This window comes from Burkholderia sp. SCN-KJ (genome assembly GCF_024656005.1).
Lineage (GTDB): Bacteria > Pseudomonadota > Gammaproteobacteria > Burkholderiales > Burkholderiaceae > Burkholderia.
Map to the genome: position 1 here is coordinate 58,169 of NZ_JANKOG010000005.1, position 15,749 is coordinate 73,917.

General features: G+C 70.0%; 15 protein-coding genes and 1 pseudogene. 13 read left to right on the top strand and 3 right to left on the bottom strand.

Annotated elements, in window-relative coordinates:
• Positions 1-28: 28 nt before the first annotated feature.
• Positions 29-844: a family 1 encapsulin nanocompartment shell protein gene (locus tag NQV17_RS10210; protein WP_257771947.1), complete on the bottom strand. Its 816-nt coding sequence runs from the start codon at positions 842-844 to the stop codon at positions 29-31.
• Entirely contained in the window at positions 837-1,916 is a 1,080-nt protein-coding gene (locus tag NQV17_RS10215) for a Dyp-type peroxidase (protein ID WP_257771949.1), read from the bottom strand. The genes NQV17_RS10210 and NQV17_RS10215 overlap by 8 nt, the downstream gene beginning before the upstream one ends.
• Before the next feature lie 417 nt (positions 1,917-2,333).
• Here NQV17_RS10215 and NQV17_RS10220 point away from each other — a divergent pair, with 417 nt between their 5' ends.
• From NQV17_RS10220 to NQV17_RS10245, 6 genes are all read left to right on the top strand, one after another.
• A complete protein-coding gene (locus NQV17_RS10220) occupies positions 2,334-2,708 on the top strand; it encodes a LysR family transcriptional regulator (RefSeq protein ID WP_257771951.1) in 375 nt (124 codons plus the stop codon).
• Positions 2,705-3,157 carry a phosphate-starvation-inducible protein PsiE gene (locus NQV17_RS10225; protein WP_044848158.1) on the top strand — a complete coding sequence of 151 codons (453 nt, stop codon included), beginning with the start codon at positions 2,705-2,707 and terminating at the stop codon, positions 3,155-3,157. Before NQV17_RS10220 ends, NQV17_RS10225 begins: the two co-directional genes overlap by 4 nt.
• Positions 3,158-3,512: 355 nt before the next feature.
• Positions 3,513-4,925: a PLP-dependent aminotransferase family protein gene (locus tag NQV17_RS10230; RefSeq protein WP_257771954.1), complete on the top strand. Its 1,413-nt coding sequence runs from the start codon at positions 3,513-3,515 to the stop codon at positions 4,923-4,925.
• Between the two features lie 318 nt (positions 4,926-5,243).
• Entirely contained in the window at positions 5,244-6,779 is a 1,536-nt protein-coding gene (locus tag NQV17_RS10235; protein ID WP_257771956.1) for an FAD-dependent oxidoreductase, read from the top strand.
• Between the two features lie 396 nt (positions 6,780-7,175).
• Positions 7,176-8,381: a zinc-dependent alcohol dehydrogenase gene (locus NQV17_RS10240; protein ID WP_257771958.1), complete on the top strand. Its 1,206-nt coding sequence runs from the start codon at positions 7,176-7,178 to the stop codon at positions 8,379-8,381.
• 29 nt (positions 8,382-8,410) lie between these two features.
• Positions 8,411-8,743 carry a four-helix bundle copper-binding protein gene (locus tag NQV17_RS10245; protein ID WP_257771960.1) on the top strand — a complete coding sequence of 111 codons (333 nt, stop codon included), beginning with the start codon at positions 8,411-8,413 and terminating at the stop codon, positions 8,741-8,743.
• A 4-nt stretch (positions 8,744-8,747) separates the two neighbouring features.
• Here the strand turns inward: NQV17_RS10245 and NQV17_RS10250 are convergent, their stop codons facing one another.
• A complete protein-coding gene (locus tag NQV17_RS10250) occupies positions 8,748-10,337 on the bottom strand; it encodes an ATP-binding protein (RefSeq protein WP_257771962.1) in 1,590 nt (529 codons plus the stop codon).
• 307 nt (positions 10,338-10,644) lie between these two features.
• Between NQV17_RS10250 and NQV17_RS10255 the strand changes: the two genes are divergently transcribed.
• The 7 genes and pseudogenes from NQV17_RS10255 (at position 10,645) to NQV17_RS10285 (ending at position 15,749) form a co-directional block, all read left to right on the top strand.
• On the top strand, positions 10,645-11,010 hold the full coding sequence (locus NQV17_RS10255) for a chemotaxis protein (RefSeq protein WP_257771964.1): 366 nt from the start codon (positions 10,645-10,647) through the stop codon (positions 11,008-11,010).
• 314 nt (positions 11,011-11,324) lie between these two features.
• The gene (locus tag NQV17_RS10260; protein ID WP_257771966.1) at positions 11,325-12,161 is read left to right on the top strand and encodes a BON domain-containing protein; all 837 of its coding nucleotides are present in this window, start codon (positions 11,325-11,327) and stop codon (positions 12,159-12,161) included.
• A gap of 180 nt (positions 12,162-12,341) precedes the next feature.
• Positions 12,342-12,542 (top strand): annotated as a pseudogene (locus tag NQV17_RS10265) (response regulator); the annotation flags it as partial.
• Positions 12,484-13,011: a hypothetical protein gene (locus NQV17_RS10270; protein WP_257771969.1), complete on the top strand. Its 528-nt coding sequence runs from the start codon at positions 12,484-12,486 to the stop codon at positions 13,009-13,011. The pseudogene NQV17_RS10265 and the gene NQV17_RS10270, both read left to right, overlap by 59 nt.
• A gap of 175 nt (positions 13,012-13,186) precedes the next feature.
• The gene (locus tag NQV17_RS10275; RefSeq protein ID WP_257771971.1) at positions 13,187-13,939 is read left to right on the top strand and encodes an SDR family oxidoreductase; all 753 of its coding nucleotides are present in this window, start codon (positions 13,187-13,189) and stop codon (positions 13,937-13,939) included.
• Entirely contained in the window at positions 13,930-14,541 is a 612-nt protein-coding gene (locus NQV17_RS10280; RefSeq protein ID WP_257771973.1) for an HAD-IIIA family hydrolase, read from the top strand. Before NQV17_RS10275 ends, NQV17_RS10280 begins: the two co-directional genes overlap by 10 nt.
• Positions 14,538-15,749 carry a glycosyltransferase family 9 protein gene (locus NQV17_RS10285; protein WP_257771975.1) on the top strand — a complete coding sequence of 404 codons (1,212 nt, stop codon included), beginning with the start codon at positions 14,538-14,540 and terminating at the stop codon, positions 15,747-15,749. Before NQV17_RS10280 ends, NQV17_RS10285 begins: the two co-directional genes overlap by 4 nt.

The window sequence follows — 15,749 nt, forward strand, 5'->3', positions numbered from 1 at the left end:
GCCCGTCGGGCATCGCGCGGGCGGAACGTCAGGTCGCCGGGTTGCCCTGCGGCGCCACGGCCACCGATGCCTCGCTCGTCAGCATCAGGAACGTGAACGTTTCGCGCAGGTAAAGGCGAACGATCTTGTCGGTATGGCTCGTGTAGCCGATCGACACGTCTTCGCCGAGGTGCAGTTCATAGTCGCCGCCGCGGGTGGACAGCACGCAGCCGCCGCTGATCGCCGGCGCCCAGATGATCTCGCCGCTGACGATGCGCTTGATGTGGCCGAGGACCGGATAGCCCTGGTCGCGCGCTTCGCTGAGTGCCGTGTAGGCGTCCGAGCCCAGCACCACCGAGTACGGGCCATCGACGCCGGCGAGCCGCAGCGCTTCCAGCGCGTCGCTGATCGCGTCCGGATACGCGCTGACGTCGGCCGGCAGCGTGAGCTTGCGGTTCGACGTGCCTTCGCGGATGCCGACGATGTCCGCGGCCAGATAGCCGTCGAAGATCGCGCCGTCTTCCGCGAACGCGAGGCGTTGCGCCGCGTCCTTCGCCGGCTGCCAGTCGGCATCGCGCGCGCCGCGCTCGACGCTGTCGATCGCATCGCGGCTCAGCTCGAACGGCACCGTCAGCTCGACGATCGTGCGGACTTCGCGCAGCCGTGCGCCGACCAGCTCGCGCGGCGCGGCGACCTCGCGCAGATGCCCGGTGCCGACGGCCGACAGCTCGGGGCCGGCCGGGCCCTCGACGTCGACCACGCGGCGCCCGGCCACCGAGCGCTTGAAGGTGCGTGCGACTTCTTCCTCGATCTGCTCCCAGGCGGACGAGGAAATCGGCGCGAGTTCGCGGTGCAGGTTATTCATAGGCTTTGGCTCCTTTCAGCGATCCGATGTTCAGCGAGCCGTCACGACGCGACTCGGGCGATGCGGGGGCCGGCTGCGCGGCGGTGGCGGTGGCTTCGGCGCCCGGTGCCGGGCGATCGGCGAGCGCCTCGAGCAGGTCGGCCGACGGCACGAAGAACAGCGAGCCGGTGACCGCGCGGCTGTAGTCGAGCAGCCGGTCGTAGTTGCCGGGCGGGCGGCCGACGAACATGTTCTCGAGCATCTGCTCGATCGGCGCCGGCGAGCGCGCGTAGCCGATGAAGTAGGTGCCGAATTCGCCGGAGCCGGGGCGCCCGAACGGCATGTTGTCGCGCAGGATCTTCACTTCCTGGCCGTTCTCGTCGAGCGTGGTCAGCGAGCTGTGCGAGCACGACGGCTTCACGTCCGGCGCGAGTTCGATGTCGGACAATTTGGTGCGCCCGATGATGCGCTCCTGCGTCTCGACCGCGAGCGCATTCCAGCCGGCCATGTCGTGCAGGTACTTCTGCACGATCACGTAGCTGCCGCCCGCGAATTCGGCATCTTCGTCGCCGATCACCGTGAAGTCGACCGCCTCGCGGCCTTCCGGGTTCTCGGTGCCGTCGACGAAGCCGATCATCGCGCGCTGGTCGAAGTTGCGGAAGCCGTGCACCTCGTCGACGACCGTGACCGCGTCGCCGAGCGCGCCGAGCAATTGGGTCGCGAGTTCGAAGCACAGGTCCATCGCGTCGGCGCGGATGTGCAGCAGGATGTCGCCCGGCGTCGCGATCGCGACGCGCTGGCCGGCGCCGAATTCGCGGAACGGATGCAGCGACGCGGGGCGCGGATCGCCGAATAGCGCATCCCATGCGTCGGCGCCGAAGCCGCATACGCAGGACAGGTTGCCGTCCGGCACGCGCTTGCCGACCGAGCGCACGAGCGCGGCGATGTCGCCGCACCACGCGCGGATCGTGTCGGCGCGCTCGGCGCCGGGGTTGACGGTGGCAACGAGGAAGATTGCGCTGCGCGTGACCGGGCTGTGAACGGCCTGGGAAAGCGGGGGACGGGTTTGCATCGCGGCCTGCCGGTCAGTCATGTCGGGACGGACGGGCCGCGGATGCCGCGGCGCGCGAAGACGAACGGTTGGACTGTGTCATGCGACTGTTCTCTTTGTGACATGCGGATGAAGGACGTTGCGCGGGCATCGCGCAACGGGCCGCAGCGGCGGCGGCCTGCCGCCCGGGCGCGCAAGGGGGAGGCAGGCTCGGTGGCCGCGCGTTCGCCCGGCGCGCGACCTCGCCGCACCGCGTAACGTCGTCGAGCATGCAATCTAGCAGCTTCGGCGGGTCTTTGGAACACGTATCGCCAATCTGTCATTCGAATGGGTTGATCGGGGTCCGATTTCGCGTCGCGGGCGTGCAGCTGTACTCCTGAAACCCGCGGCGCTGTGCTCTTGAGCGGGCGTGGCGCGTGCAGTAGATTAGGTTCGCTCCGCCCGCCGACGAGGACCATCATGATGAACCTGCTGGAAGCGATGCGTATTTATGTCGCGGTGGTCGAGCATGGCGGGGTGTCCGCCGCGGCGTCCGAACTGAAGCTCGGCCGCGCGCAAGTCAGCGAGCGGCTGGACCGCCTCGAACGGTATCTCGGCTGCCGGCTGTTGCTGGCGCGTGCGGGCGGCGACGTGGCGTGTACCGATGCGGGCGTCGCGTTCCACCAGTGCTGCCGGCGCACGCTGTCCGCGGTCGCGCAGGCCACCAACGCGGCCGGTGCGTGCGCAACCTTTCCCGATGCGCGCGTCGCGGGCTTTCCGCCGCCCGAAACCATCCGCCGTGTCGACGGAGCGTCGATCGCGGCACAACCCTCATTGCACCGGTCATCGCCTTGAATACGTCCACTGTTTCCGCCGATACGGCCGCCGAGCGCATCCGCCGCCGCTTCGGACACTTCCTTCACGCGGCCGAGCTGGCCGGGCTGATCGTGATCGGTCTCGCGACCGCGTTCGCGATGACGCAGGAAGCGTGGAAGGTCGTGCTCGCGGGCGAGGTATCGCTGACCGACCTGCTGCTGATGTTCCTCTATCTCGAAGTGCTCGCGATGAACGTGCGTTACCTGCGGCTCGGCCGGCTGCCGGTGCGCTTTCCGCTGTTCATTGCGATGACGTCGCTCGCGCGCGACCTGATCCTGCGCGGCGCAACCGACAGCCCCGAGCGGATGCTGATGACCACGTTCGGAATCGTGCTGCTCGCGGTAGGCGTGCTGATCCTCAGCTTCGGCCAGCATCGCTTTCCGGCGGAGGTCGACGACGTCGAGGACGATGTGCATGCGCGTCGGTGATGCGTGTGTGTGCGGGGCCGATCGATGGGGGTGTCGGTTCGGCAGTTCATTTCGTTATACCGAGATTGATTCGGTGCGGCGCCGACTCGCGGCTGCCGCGTTTCCATCTGTTCACCACACGTGTGCGATTTGAGGTTTGATCGCCAAACTGTCACTTACATTCGCCGAAATGACGCAGTAGGATGCCGATCCTTCTCATGATGGATTTCGCATTGCTATCCGCCTTCAATTTCGGTAATGGACGTGGCTCGCCCCGGAACGCCCGCGGCCGGACACGGCTATGCGGCTTCGTGCAGCGGCACGGCACGCGCACCTGTGCGTCGCAGGCTGGTTCACCGCTGGCGGGGCGAGGCGGATGAAGCTCTACGAGAAATTCGCGAACGACATAGAGAGACTCATCCGGCAACGCGTGTATCGACATGGCGACCGTGTGCCGTCGGTGCGGCAGGCGAGCCAGCAGCACCGGATCAGCATCACGACCGTGCTGCACGCGTACCTGCTGCTCGAAAGCCGCGGGCTGCTGGAGAGCCGCCCGCAGTCGGGTTACTTCGTGAACCTGCGCAACGACGACGGGCACGCGCCGGTGCGCGAGCTGCGCCCGTCGAAGCCGATCGCGATCTCGTCGTCGGTCGACGTGAGCCGGCTCGTGCTGTCGACGCTGCGCTCGATCGGTACCGACGACGCGGTGCCGCTCGGCTCGCCGTATCCGGACCCGAGCCTGTTTCCGTTCGAGAAGCTGAACCGCTACGCGTACGCGGCCGGACGCGACAAGTCGCTGTGGGGCGTGACCGACGGGCTGCCGCCCGGCCATCCGCGCCTGATCCGGCAGATCGCACGGCGCTCCCTGGAAAACGGGATGTCGGTCGATCCGAACGAGATCATCGTGACGGTCGGCGCGACCGAGGCGATCAACCTGTGCCTGCAGGCGGTCGCGAAACCGGGCGACACGATCGCGGTGGAGTCGCCGACGTTCTACGCGATGCTGCACGCGATCGAACGGATGGGGATGAAGGCGATCGAGGTCGCTACACACCCGGAATACGGAATCGACATCGCGGCGCTGGCGGCGATCGCGAAGTCGCAGCCGATCGCCGCGTGCATGGTGATGCCGAACTTCCAGAATCCGCTCGGCTTCCAGATGCCCGACGAGCGCAAGCGCGAACTGGTTGAGTTCGCAACGAAAGCCAATATGCCGGTGATCGAGAACGGCGTATACAACGAACTGTATTTCGGCAATGCGCACCCGAGTGCGCTGAAGGCGTTCGACCGCAACGGGATCGTGCTGCACTGCGCGTCGTTCTCGAAAAGCCTGACGGCCGCGTACCGGATCGGCTGGGCGTTGCCGGGCCGTTATCGCGAACAGGTCGAGAAGCTGAAGTTCCTGAACACGCTGGCGACGCCGTCGCTGCCGCAGCTGGCGATCGCCGAGTTCCTCGAACGCGACGGTTACGAACATCACCTGCGGCGGATTCGCAAGGCGTATGCGCAGCAGGCGAACTTGATGCGCGCGATGGTGTCGCGGTTCTTTCCGGAAGGCACGCGCATCTCGAGCCCGGCGGGCGGCTACGTGCTGTGGGTCGAGTTGCCGGCGCAGGTCGATGCGATGCGCCTGTACCAGCTCGCGCTGGAGCAGGGCATCACGATCGGGCCCGGCTACATGTTCTCGATCGCGGACACCTACCGCAATTTCATTCGGCTGAACTACAGCAGCCCGTGGTCGCCGGAGATCGAACGCGCGATCGTCACGGTCGGCAAGCTCGCGTTATGACCTGAATCGCGTCGCGCACGTCATGCGGCGGATAGCCGTCGACCGGGGCGGGATAGAGCACGCATAGAACGGTCGCCATCGGGTCGTTCCTCGTGACGGGATGGAAGCGGGGCGGTACGCGGATTGCTCGGCTCGCCGGCCCCCCGCGCACGCGCACCCCGCGTGTTGCGCCGCAACGTCGATGACGTTCTACGCCGGTCGCGGATCACGTACAAGCCACAGTCCGTGCTTGCGTGCGCTGCGGGGTCGTCCGTACCTGTTCTTTTCGGCAAGGACGCCGATAATGGGATCGTTACCCCACCCCTCGGGAGCCACGCCATGTCCGGAAGCGACGCCTCGTCTTCACGTCCCGATCTCGCGCAGGGGATCGCGCTCGACGACATCGCCGACGGCGCGATGATCGAGGGCCAGGTCGGCGATGCCACGGTGCTGCTGGTGCGCCGCGCCGACGAACTGTTTGCCGTGGGTGCGCAATGCCCGCACTACGGCGCGCCGCTCGCCGACGGGCTGCTGGTCGGCGATACGATCCGCTGTCCGTGGCATCACGCGGCGTTCTGCCTGCGTACCGGCGCACTGTTGCGCGCGCCGGCGCTCGACGGCCTGACGTGCTGGCGCGTCGAGCGGCGCGACGGCCGCGCGGTCGTGCTCGATGCGCGGCCCGCCGCATCGCCGCCCGCGCTGAACGCGGCGGGGCTGCCCGCATCGGTGGTGATCGTCGGCGGCGGTGCGGCCGCGATCGCGGCGGCCGTGACGCTGCGCCAGGAAGGCTATCCGCATGCGATCACGCTGCTGAGCGCGGACAGCGAGCCGCCGTACGACCGGCCGAACCTGTCGAAGGACTATCTGGCCGGCACGGCCGAAGCCGACTGGCTGCCGCTGCGCGGCGCGTCGTTCTATACCGAGCAGCGCATCGACGTGCGCTGCGGCACGCGCGTCACGCGGATCGACGCCGCGCAGCACGCGGTCGAGCTCGCGGACGGCAGCCGCGTCGGCTACGGCGCGCTGCTGCTGGCCACCGGCGCCGAGCCGAACCGGCTGACCGTGCCGGGGGCGGATCTGCCGCACGTGTGCGTGCTGCGTTCGCGCGCCGATTGCGATGCGCTGATCGGCAAGTTGAAGACGGCGCGGCGCTGCGTCGTGATTGGCGCGAGCTTCATCGGCCTCGAAGCGGCCGCCGCGCTGCGCACGCGCGGGCTCGACGTGCAGGTGGTCGCGCCCGACGCGCATCCGATGGTGCGCGTGCTCGGCGAAGCGCTCGGCGACACGATCCGCGCGCTGCACGAAGCGCACGGCGTGGTGTTCCATCTCGGCGCGACGCCCACGCAGATCGCGCCGGACCGCGTGACGCTGTCGAACGGCGACACGCTGCCGGCCGATGTGGTGGTGGTCGGCATCGGCGTGCATCCGGACCTCGCGCTCGCGCAGGATGCGGGGCTCGCCGTCGATCGCGGCGTGACGGTCGACCGTTTCCTGCAGACGAGCGCAGCGGACATCTATGCGGCCGGCGACATCGCGCGCTGGCCCGATCCATTGACGGGCGAACGCATACGCGTCGAGCACTGGGTCGTCGCGGAGCGGCAGGGCATCGCCGCGGCGCGCAACATGCTCGGCCAGCAGCGGCCGTTCGACGCGGTGCCGTTCTTCTGGAGCCAGCACTACGACCTGACGGTCCGTTATGTCGGACATGCGGAGCAATGGGACCGCGTCGAGATCGACGGCGACCTGCGCGCGCATGACGCGTCGGTCGCGTTCTGGCGCGGCAACGCACGGCTCGCGGTCGCGACGATCGGCCGCGATCTCGACTGCCTGCGCGCGGAAGCGGCGCTCGAGCAGCAGGGCACGACGCGCGCGTGAACGGGCTGCCGACTGTGCGCTGACCGGTACACGCTCTGGAAAAATAGTTGCGCACACAACCGTCATCGCATCGTCGCGACTTGCGCAGAGACCGCCGAACCTGACAGGCGCCCGTGACTCTCGACTGCGGTTTCTCGACCGAGGTGATCGCGGCGCTGTTCGTGATCGTGAACCCGAGCGCGAACAATCCGGCATTTCCGGTGCCGACATGGAGGTGCAGTCGACAGGATGCGCCGCACGGCCGCGCTGCCGGCCGCGATCGGCATGTCGATCGACGACGACGCACCGGCCGGCTGACCACGCACCGCACCGACCCCTGCGCGCACGGGCGCGCGCCTTGCTCGAACTGTGCGACGGTACTTGCACCGTTTCCGCTTTCGACAAGGAGGGCCTGACATGAAAGCAGTCGTATTTCACGGCATCGGCGACATTCGCATCGATACGGTACCCGACCCGCAAGTCGTCGACGTGACCGATGCGGTCGTGCGCCTGACGGCCAGCGCGATCTGCGGCACCGACCTGCACATGGTGCGCGGCACGCTCGGCGGGATGAAGCCGGGCACGATCCTCGGGCATGAGGGTGTCGGTATCGTCGAGACGGTCGGGCGCGACGTGCGCAACCTGCGGCGCGGCGATCGCGTGCTGATTCCGTCGACGATCGCGTGCGGCAGTTGCGTGTACTGCCGCGCGGGCTACACCGCGCAATGCGACGTCGCGAACCCGGGCGGGCCGCGCGCGGGCACCGCGTTCTACGGCGGCCCGGCCGACACGGGGCCGTTCGACGGGCTGCAGGCCGAATACGCGCGCACGCCGCTCGCGAACGCGAGCCTGATCCGCTTGCCGGACGCGATCGACGACGACCGGGCGATCCTGATGTCCGATATTTTTCCGACCGGCTATTTCGGCGCGCAGCTCGCGGAAGTGAAGCCGGGCGACACGGTGGCCGTGTTCGGCGCCGGGCCGGTCGGCCAGTTCGCGATCGCGAGCGCGAAGCTGATGGGCGCCGGGCGCGTGATCGCGATCGACCGTATCGCGTCGCGGCTCGAGATGGCCTGCGCGCAAGGTGCCGAGACGATCGACTTCTCCGAGGAAGACCCCGTCGACACGGTGCTGCGTCTCACCGGCGGGATCGGCGTCGATCGTGCGATCGACGCGGTAGGCGTCGACGCGATGCGCGCGACGCATGGGCCGGCCGCCGCCGACTACGACGCGGCACGTGCGTTCGATGCGGAAGTCGACGCCGTCGCGCCGCGCCGCAAGCCGGACGGCCGCTACTGGACGCCCGGCGACGGGCCGTCGCAGGTACTGCAATGGGCGGTGCGCGCGGTCGCGAAGGCGGGCACGGTCGCGGTGATCGGCGTGTATCCGCCGCAGGCGCGCGTGTTTCCGGTCGGCGAGGCGATGAACCGGAACCTCACGATCAAGCTGGGCAATTGCAATCACCGGACCGTCACGCCGCACCTGATCGAGCTCGTGCGCAGCGGTGCGTTCGACCCGGCGTCCGTGCTGACGCGCTGCGAGCCGCTGACGAACGCGATCGACGCGTATCGCGCGTTCGACGTGCGCGAGCCGGGCTGGCTGAAAGTGAAGCTGACGCCATGACGATCCGAACCGCAACGAGGAGTGCTGCCATGAACGAGTTACATGATCTCTACGACAACTGCATGGCCGCGTGCGATGCGTGCGCGCATGCATGCGATGCATGCACCGCCGGGTGCCTGGCGGAACCCGGCTCACACGCGCTGGCCGCTTGCATCGCGCTCGACATCGAGTGCGCGCAGCTGTGCCGCTTTGCATCGGGCGCAATGGCGCGCCGCAGCGTGCTCGCGCCGCAGGTGTGCGCCCTGTGCGCGCATGCGTGCGAGTTGTGCGCGGCCGAGTGCCTGCTGCACGCGCACGACCATTGCCGGCGCTGCGCGCTGGCATGCGATGCGTGCGCGGCGATGTGCCGCGCGATGGCATGAGCGGCTACGGCGCGCCGTGAACCTTGCGCGCGACGCGCTCCAGCAGCGCGTCGAGCACCGCCATCTCGACGGGCTTCACGAGGTGATCGTCGAAGCCCTCGCTCGCGGTGCGTGCGAGATCGGCCGGGCTCGCATGACCCGACAACGCGACGCAGGTCGTGCCGGCCAGCGCGTCGATCGCGCGCAGTTCGCGCAGCAGCGCGAAGCCGTCGACGTCGGGCATCGACAGGTCGACGAGCATCAGGTGCGGAACCGTGTCGCGCGCGAGCGCCAGCGCGTCGTCCGCGTGGTACGCGACCCGCGGCGCGTGGCCCTTGATCCGCAGCAGCACGGCGAGCGTGTCGGCGGAGTCGCGGTTGTCGTCGACGACGACGATGCGCAGCGGCGCGCCGGCCGGCTGCTCGGTGATGCGCGCCGCGGGCGCGTCGACGGGCGTCGGGCGCATCGCGCACTCGAGCGGCAGCCGCACCGTGAACGTCGCGCCGTGGCCGGGGCCGGCGCTTTCCGCGGCGATCATCCCGCCATGCAGCTCGACGAACGACCGGCAGATCGCGAGGCCGAGCCCGAAGCCGTCCGACGGGCGCCGGCCCGGCACGCCTTCCTGCTGGAACAGGTCGAAGATCGATTCGAGCGAGCCCGGCGCGATGCCGACGCCGTGATCGGTGATGCGAATCGCGACGACCGACCCTTCGGCGCTCGCGCTGACGTCGATGCGCCCGCCCTGCGGCGAGAATTTCGACGCGTTGTCGAGCAGGTTGTGCAGCACCTGCACGAGCCGCGCGGCGTCGCCGCGCACCACCAGCGGATCGGCCGGCAGGTCGACGCGAATGTTCTGCTCGCGTGCGGCCAGCTTCGGCTGGACGCTTTCCACGCCGCGGCAGACGACGTCGCGCACGGTCACCGGCGCATGGTCGAGCTCGACCTTGCCGGCGGTGATGCGCCCGACGTCGAGCAGGTCGTCGACCAGCCGCGTCAGCTGTCCGACCTGGCGATGCACGGCGTCGCGGCATTGCGCGAGCGCGGGCGCCGGATCGGGCAGGCTCTGCAGCACGCCGACCGAATTGCGCAGCGGCGCGAGATGGTTGCGCAGCTCGTGCGCGAGCATTGCGATGAACACGCTGAGCCGATGCGTCGACACTTCGAGTTCGGCGAGCCGCTTGCGCTCGGTCATGTCGCGCGTGATCTTGATGAAGCCGGCCAGCTGGCCCGCATGGTCGTGCACGGCCGTGATCGTCACGCTGGCCCAGAACAGCGAACCGTCCTTGCGCACGCGCCAGCCTTCGTCCTCGAAGCGGCCGTGCGCGACGGCTTCGTCGAGCGCGAACGCGGGCCGGCCGGCCGCGATCGCGTCGGGCGGATAGAAGCGCGAGAAATGGTGGCCGACGATCTCGGCCGTGCGATACCCCTTGATGTGCTCCGCACCCGCGTTCCACGTCGCGACGTTGCCGTGCGCGTCGAGCATGAACACCGCATAGTCGGTGATCGCACCGACGACGGTCTCGAAACGGAACTCGGCGAAGCGGTGCAGCAGGTCGCGCGCATCGGCGGGCCCGAGCGGCGGGTGGAGATCGGAAATGGCGTCGTCTTTCATCATCGGAACGGCACGTTGGGTGCGGGCCGAGGAGCACCGCCCCGCCGCGGCCGGACGCGCCGGCTGCGGCCATTCAAATCGGATTGACACCCCCGAAAGCATAAGGGAGGTCGAATCACCTGAGCAATGGGGGCGCATGGCCTGTGCCGCGTGGCGCCCGCCGTGCGAAATTCTGCCGGTGGCAGTCTGGCGACGGCGGCGCGGCATGCCGATTGCGTCGCCCTCCGGTCCGCACGCCGCGGCCGGCCCGGCCAGAGAGCCCGGCCTCCGGCGGCCGCGCGCCGCTTCACGGCTACCCGAGGGCATCGACATGAACAGCACCCTGAACCCCGACAACGAACCGGCCGGCCCGGACGACGAGAACGCACGGCGCGGCCGCGACGGCCGCGCGCTGGGGCCGAGCGATTCGTCCGACAGCGGCAGCGACACGGCCGGCGCGCGGCGCCATCCGTTCGACGTCGATTCGCCGCTCGACGAGCACGCGCTGGAGCGCGGCGATGCGGCCCTCGACAGCGATACGGACCGCGCGGGCACCGGCGAGCGCGCGTCGGCGGACGGCGATGCGGGGCTCGAGGAAGGCGCCGATATCGAGCCGGATCGCACGGAACGGCTGAGCGAGCCCGGCGGCACCGAGGATCCGGATGCGCCGGACGAACCGGGTGCGGGCGGCGCATAGGGTCGCTGCACGGCGACCCTCCGCGCAAAAACTGCAATTGCGTTGCAGATAGGGGCGCCCGGCCAGGGATACCCGGCGACCCGCGACGATCGGCTTTGCCCCCGTCAGCGCGCTGCGCGGCGATCACGACGTGGACCGCGCTCGTCGGCGCGCGCCTGCCGCCAGGAGCTTCGGCGCGCCGCCGCGGTGTGCTGGCCAACGGGCGGCACGCGACTTGCATCAACCTGACCGACGTGCGCCGCGACGCGACATGGGTCCGGGTCCGCACGCGCCACACGCGCGATCAGGCACAGGCGCGATCAAGGAGGGACACGATGCAACGACGATCTCCCGGACGGCAAGCCGAACGGAGCGGCCCGCCCGACTGGCAGGAGCGCGGCGAACGCGCGTACCGGGACACCGGCGAGCGCGATTTTCGCGGCGACGAATCCCGGCGGCACGATGCCGACTACGAATCCGCGTACCGGCGCTTCGTGAGCGAGGACGTCGGCCCGGAAGACTGGGGCAGCGAATGGAGCGAGCGCTCGGCCCGCTCGTCGGCCGAACAGCGCGGCGCAGACGCCGGCGCCGACTGGCGCAGTGCGCCGGGCGGGCCGGGCGGGCCGGGCGGTTCGCGCGATCCGGCGTGGGAGTCCGAGCGCGGCTACGGCAATCGCGGCCGCAGAGCGGAAGGCAGCCAAGGACGCGAAGGCGCCCATGGCGATCAGCCGGGGTTCCGCGGCCATCACCGGATGGGCTGGTATGGCGGCGAAGGCGACTACGAAGCGCAACGCGAGGCCATGCGGCATCGGCGCGGCCCGAAAGGCTATACGCGCTCGGACGAGCGGATTCGCGAGGACGTCTGCGAGCGGCTCGCGTATGCGCTCGACATCGATGTGAGCGATGTCTCCGTGCAGGTGCGCGACGGCCGCGTCGAACTCGACGGCACCGTGCCGCAGCGCTGGATGAAGCACGACATCGAGGACATCGCCGACGGCTGCATGTGCGTGCGCGACGTCGAGAACCGCGTGCGCGTGCGCCGCGACGGCGAACAACCGGATACGGGCACGGTGCTGCATCCGTCCCAACGCACGGTCACGCCGACGCAGCCCGCGGCGCGCGATCCCGAACCGGGTAGCGGCGCCGGCCGCGAGCGCAATCCGCGCCGTTGACGCGCGCGATCGGGCATTGCCGCGCGCGTGCTTTCTTTCATTCGCAGCGCGAGACCGGCGCCGTCGTGCGCGACTCGAGAAAGGCACGGCCGGGATCGGCCCCTTGGTCGGCGTCGCGGTATTTAACGTCGTGCCGACCGCGATCGGGACCGGCTCTGTGCTGGTGATCGAGATCGGCACGTCGCGTTGCCTGGCCATGCCCGCGAGCGCGACCGCACGCGCGCGGTCGAAGCGGGTTTCCACGCCTATCTGACCAAGCCCGCGGCAGCGGCCGACCTGATCGCGACGCTGCGGGCACTCGCGCTTTCCTCCGGAGATATCCATGCCGAACCTTTCGAACTCGACGCCCCCCGAAGTCCTGACCGAGCGCCGCGCCGGTAGCGCGTTCGCCGACCGCCAGGCCGCAGTCGCCGCCGTCGAGCTGCTGCTGCCGACGTTGTCGGCCGCGTTGCAGAGCGACTTCGTCGGCGACAGCGGCTGCCTCCACATCGTGATCATGGATCCGGCGCTCGGGCCGCGCGACGCGGCGTTCGAGGATGCGATCCTGTACGAGTTCTCGCTGCCCGATCCGAAGGACTGGGATGCCGATTATCGTGCGTACGCACGCGCGAAGGCGCGGCTGTCATGGGAAACCGGCTGCGACGGCCACGTCGTGCAGGCGCTCGAGCCGTACCGGCTGCGCGCGGGCGACACGAACCTGTGGGGCGGCGTCGCGCAGCACGGCATCGTGGTCGGCGTGTCGGGCGCGCAGCCCTGGTTCGACGAGGCGTTCGCGGGCTGCATCGCGCACTGCCTGCGTGCGCTCGCGAAGCACCGCGCGCAGGCGACGCCGGACGCGCTCGCGATCTGAGCGCAGGCGAGCGGGCCCGTTTTTACAGCCGGTTATAAAAAAGCCAGCGCGCGCGCGGGGCAGCGCGAGGTCGCGCGGGCGTCCGCGCAATGGCACGGTTTTCGCTGTACCTCTGTACGACGTTTGTCACGACAAATGTCATCGCCGCGATCTTTCGGACGCTTGCAGGAGGTGCATGTTGAACCCGACTCACGATCCAGCCCGACCGTTGCTGGCCGGTCGCACCGCGCTCGTGACGGGCGGCGGTCGCGGCCTGGGCGAGGCCATCTGCGAGGAACTGGCGCAACACGGCGCACACGTGATCGTTGCCGATCTCGACGGCGATCGCGCGGCGGCCGTCGCGCGGCGCCTCGAGCGGCACGGCGGCCGCGCGGTCGGACGGCCGCTCGACGTGCGCGACGAGGCGTCGGTGCTGCAGGTCATGCACGACGCGCGCGAGGCGCTCGGCGACGTCGACGTGATCGTCAACAACGCGGCGATCGACGTGACCGCGCCGATCGACGACGTCAGCGTCGCCGCCTGGCAGCAGGTGATGATGACCAACCTGTTCGGCCCGTACCTGATGTGCCACGCGGCCGTGCCGATGATGAAGGCCCGCGGCAGCGGCCACATCGTCAACATCGCGTCGACCGCATCGAAGCGCGCATGGCCGAATGCGTCCGCGTATCACGCGACGAAGTGGGGGCTGCTCGGGTTGTCGCATGCGCTGCATGCGGAGCTTCGGCCGGCCGGCGTGAGCGTGTCGGCGATCGTCGCGGGCGGGATGCGCACGCCGTTCCTGCTCGATCGCTTCCCCGACATCGACGTGGACACGCTGCAGCCGCCGGAACACGTCGCGGCGGCCGTGCGTTTCGTGCTGACGCAGCCGCCGGGCACCGTCGTGCCGGAACTGATGGTGCTGCCGATGAAGGAGACGTCATGGCCGTGAGTCGCACGCGACGGCTGCCCGGCGCGGTGCTGCTCGACAAGGACGGCACGCTGCTGGAGGACCTGCCGTACAACGTCGACCCCGCGCGGATGCAGCTTGCACCGGGCGCCGCGCGCGCATTGCGCACGCTCGGCGCGACCGGCATGCCGATCGCGGTCGTGTCGAACCAGCCGGGCGTCGCGCTCGGCTACTTTGCCGAATCGAAGCTTGGCGCGGTCCGTCAGCGTCTCGCCGAATTGTTCGAAGCGAACGGCGCGGTGCTGGCGGACTTTTTTTATTGCCCGCATCACCCGACGGGCAGCGTGCCGCGCTACACCTGCGACTGCATCTGCCGCAAGCCGCGCCCGGGGATGGTGCGCCGCGCGATCGCCACGCTCGGCGCGGTCGCCGAATGGAGCTGGATGATCGGCGACATTCTCGACGACGTCGAGGCCGGCCGCGCCGCGCGCTGCGGCACGATACTCGTCGACCGCGGCAACGAGACGCAATGGCGGCTCGATGCCGCGCGCACGCCGCACCATGTGGTCGACCGGCTCGACCTCGCCGCCGACCTCGTCGCGCGCGAGGCCGTGCGCCGCCACGGCTCGTGGGTGCGGCGATGAGCGCCGCCTGGGATCGCGCGCGGCGCATTCTGTGCGTGCGCCTCGACAGCCTCGGCGACGTGCTGATGACGACGCCCGCGCTGCGCGCGCTGAAGGAGAGCGGGCGCGGCCGCCGGCTCACGCTGCTGACGTCGCGCACCGGTGCTGCGCTGGCGAAACACCTGCCGATGGTCGACGACGTGTGGACGTACGACGCGCCGTGGGTCAAGCATCCGGACGTGCGCGGCGATCCGGTCGTCGATCTCGACATGATCGACCGGCTGCTGGCCGGCCGCTTCGATGCGGCCGTGATCTTCACCGTGTACAGCCAGAGTCCGTTGCCGGCCGCGATGATGTGCTGGCTCGCGGGCATCCCGCTGCGGCTCGCGCATTGCCGCGAGAACCCCTACGAACTGCTGACCGACCGCGTGCCCGAGACCGAGCCGGATTCGCGCGTGCGCCACGAAGTCGCGCGCCAGCTTGCGCTGGTCCGCGCGATCGGCGCGAAGACGTGCGACTGGCGGATGGCGTTCGAGCCGGGCGATGCGGCGCGACGCGCGCTGCACTCGCGCTTGCGCGCGGCGCTGCTGCGCATCGGCGGCCCGCGCCGGCCGGCGCCGGCGCACACGCGCTGGCTGGTCGTGCATCCGGGCGCGAGCGCGGCGTCGCGGCGCTGGCCGGCCGAGCGCTTCGGCGACGTGGCCGCGCGGCTCGCGCCGCTGTTCGACGGCATCGCGGTGACGGGCGGCGCCGACGAGCGCGCGCTCGTCGATGCCGTGTGCGAACGCGCGGGGCCGCGCGCCGTGCCGCTCGCCGGCGTGCTGCCGCTCGGCGAGCTCGGCGCGCTGATCGAGACGGCCGACCTGCTGCTGACGAACAACAGCGGCCCCGTGCATCTCGCGGCCGCGCTCGGCACGCCGGTCGTCGATCTGTACGCGCTGACCAATCCGCAGCACACGCCATGGCGAGTGCCGCACCGCGCGTTGAACGTCGACGTGCCGTGCCGCAACTGCTACCGCAGCGTCTGCAACCAGCCCGGCCATCCGTGCCTGCTCGGCGTGAGCGTCGACGATGTCGTCGAGGCGACGCATGGGCTGTTGCGCCGTAGCGCGCGCCATGCGCAACACGCGGCCGCGCGCGCCCCCCTGCACGATGCCGAGCCGGTCGCCGCGAACGCGTCGAGCGGGTCGAACGTGATTCCGTTCGCGCAAGTCATCACGAGGACCTGA

Excerpts from the sequence above, each read along its gene's own strand:
- NQV17_RS10235 (WP_257771956.1), top strand. The coding sequence starts at position 5,244 with ATGTCCGGAAGCGACGCCTCGTCTTCACGTCCCGATCTCGCGCAGGGG.
- NQV17_RS10215 (WP_257771949.1), bottom strand. The coding sequence starts at position 1,916 with ATGACTGACCGGCAGGCCGCGATGCAAACCCGTCCCCCGCTTTCCCAG.
- NQV17_RS10250 (WP_257771962.1), bottom strand. The coding sequence starts at position 10,337 with ATGATGAAAGACGACGCCATTTCCGATCTCCACCCGCCGCTCGGGCCC.
- NQV17_RS10230 (WP_257771954.1), top strand. The coding sequence starts at position 3,513 with ATGAAGCTCTACGAGAAATTCGCGAACGACATAGAGAGACTCATCCGG.
- NQV17_RS10270 (WP_257771969.1), top strand. The coding sequence starts at position 12,484 with ATGCCGAACCTTTCGAACTCGACGCCCCCCGAAGTCCTGACCGAGCGC.
- NQV17_RS10245 (WP_257771960.1), top strand. The coding sequence starts at position 8,411 with ATGAACGAGTTACATGATCTCTACGACAACTGCATGGCCGCGTGCGAT.
- NQV17_RS10240 (WP_257771958.1), top strand. The coding sequence starts at position 7,176 with ATGAAAGCAGTCGTATTTCACGGCATCGGCGACATTCGCATCGATACG.
- NQV17_RS10275 (WP_257771971.1), top strand. The coding sequence starts at position 13,187 with ATGTTGAACCCGACTCACGATCCAGCCCGACCGTTGCTGGCCGGTCGC.
- NQV17_RS10285 (WP_257771975.1), top strand. The coding sequence starts at position 14,538 with ATGAGCGCCGCCTGGGATCGCGCGCGGCGCATTCTGTGCGTGCGCCTC.
- NQV17_RS10280 (WP_257771973.1), top strand. The coding sequence starts at position 13,930 with ATGGCCGTGAGTCGCACGCGACGGCTGCCCGGCGCGGTGCTGCTCGAC.
- NQV17_RS10260 (WP_257771966.1), top strand. The coding sequence starts at position 11,325 with ATGCAACGACGATCTCCCGGACGGCAAGCCGAACGGAGCGGCCCGCCC.
- NQV17_RS10210 (WP_257771947.1), bottom strand. The coding sequence starts at position 844 with ATGAATAACCTGCACCGCGAACTCGCGCCGATTTCCTCGTCCGCCTGG.
- NQV17_RS10220 (WP_257771951.1), top strand. The coding sequence starts at position 2,334 with ATGATGAACCTGCTGGAAGCGATGCGTATTTATGTCGCGGTGGTCGAG.
- NQV17_RS10255 (WP_257771964.1), top strand. The coding sequence starts at position 10,645 with ATGAACAGCACCCTGAACCCCGACAACGAACCGGCCGGCCCGGACGAC.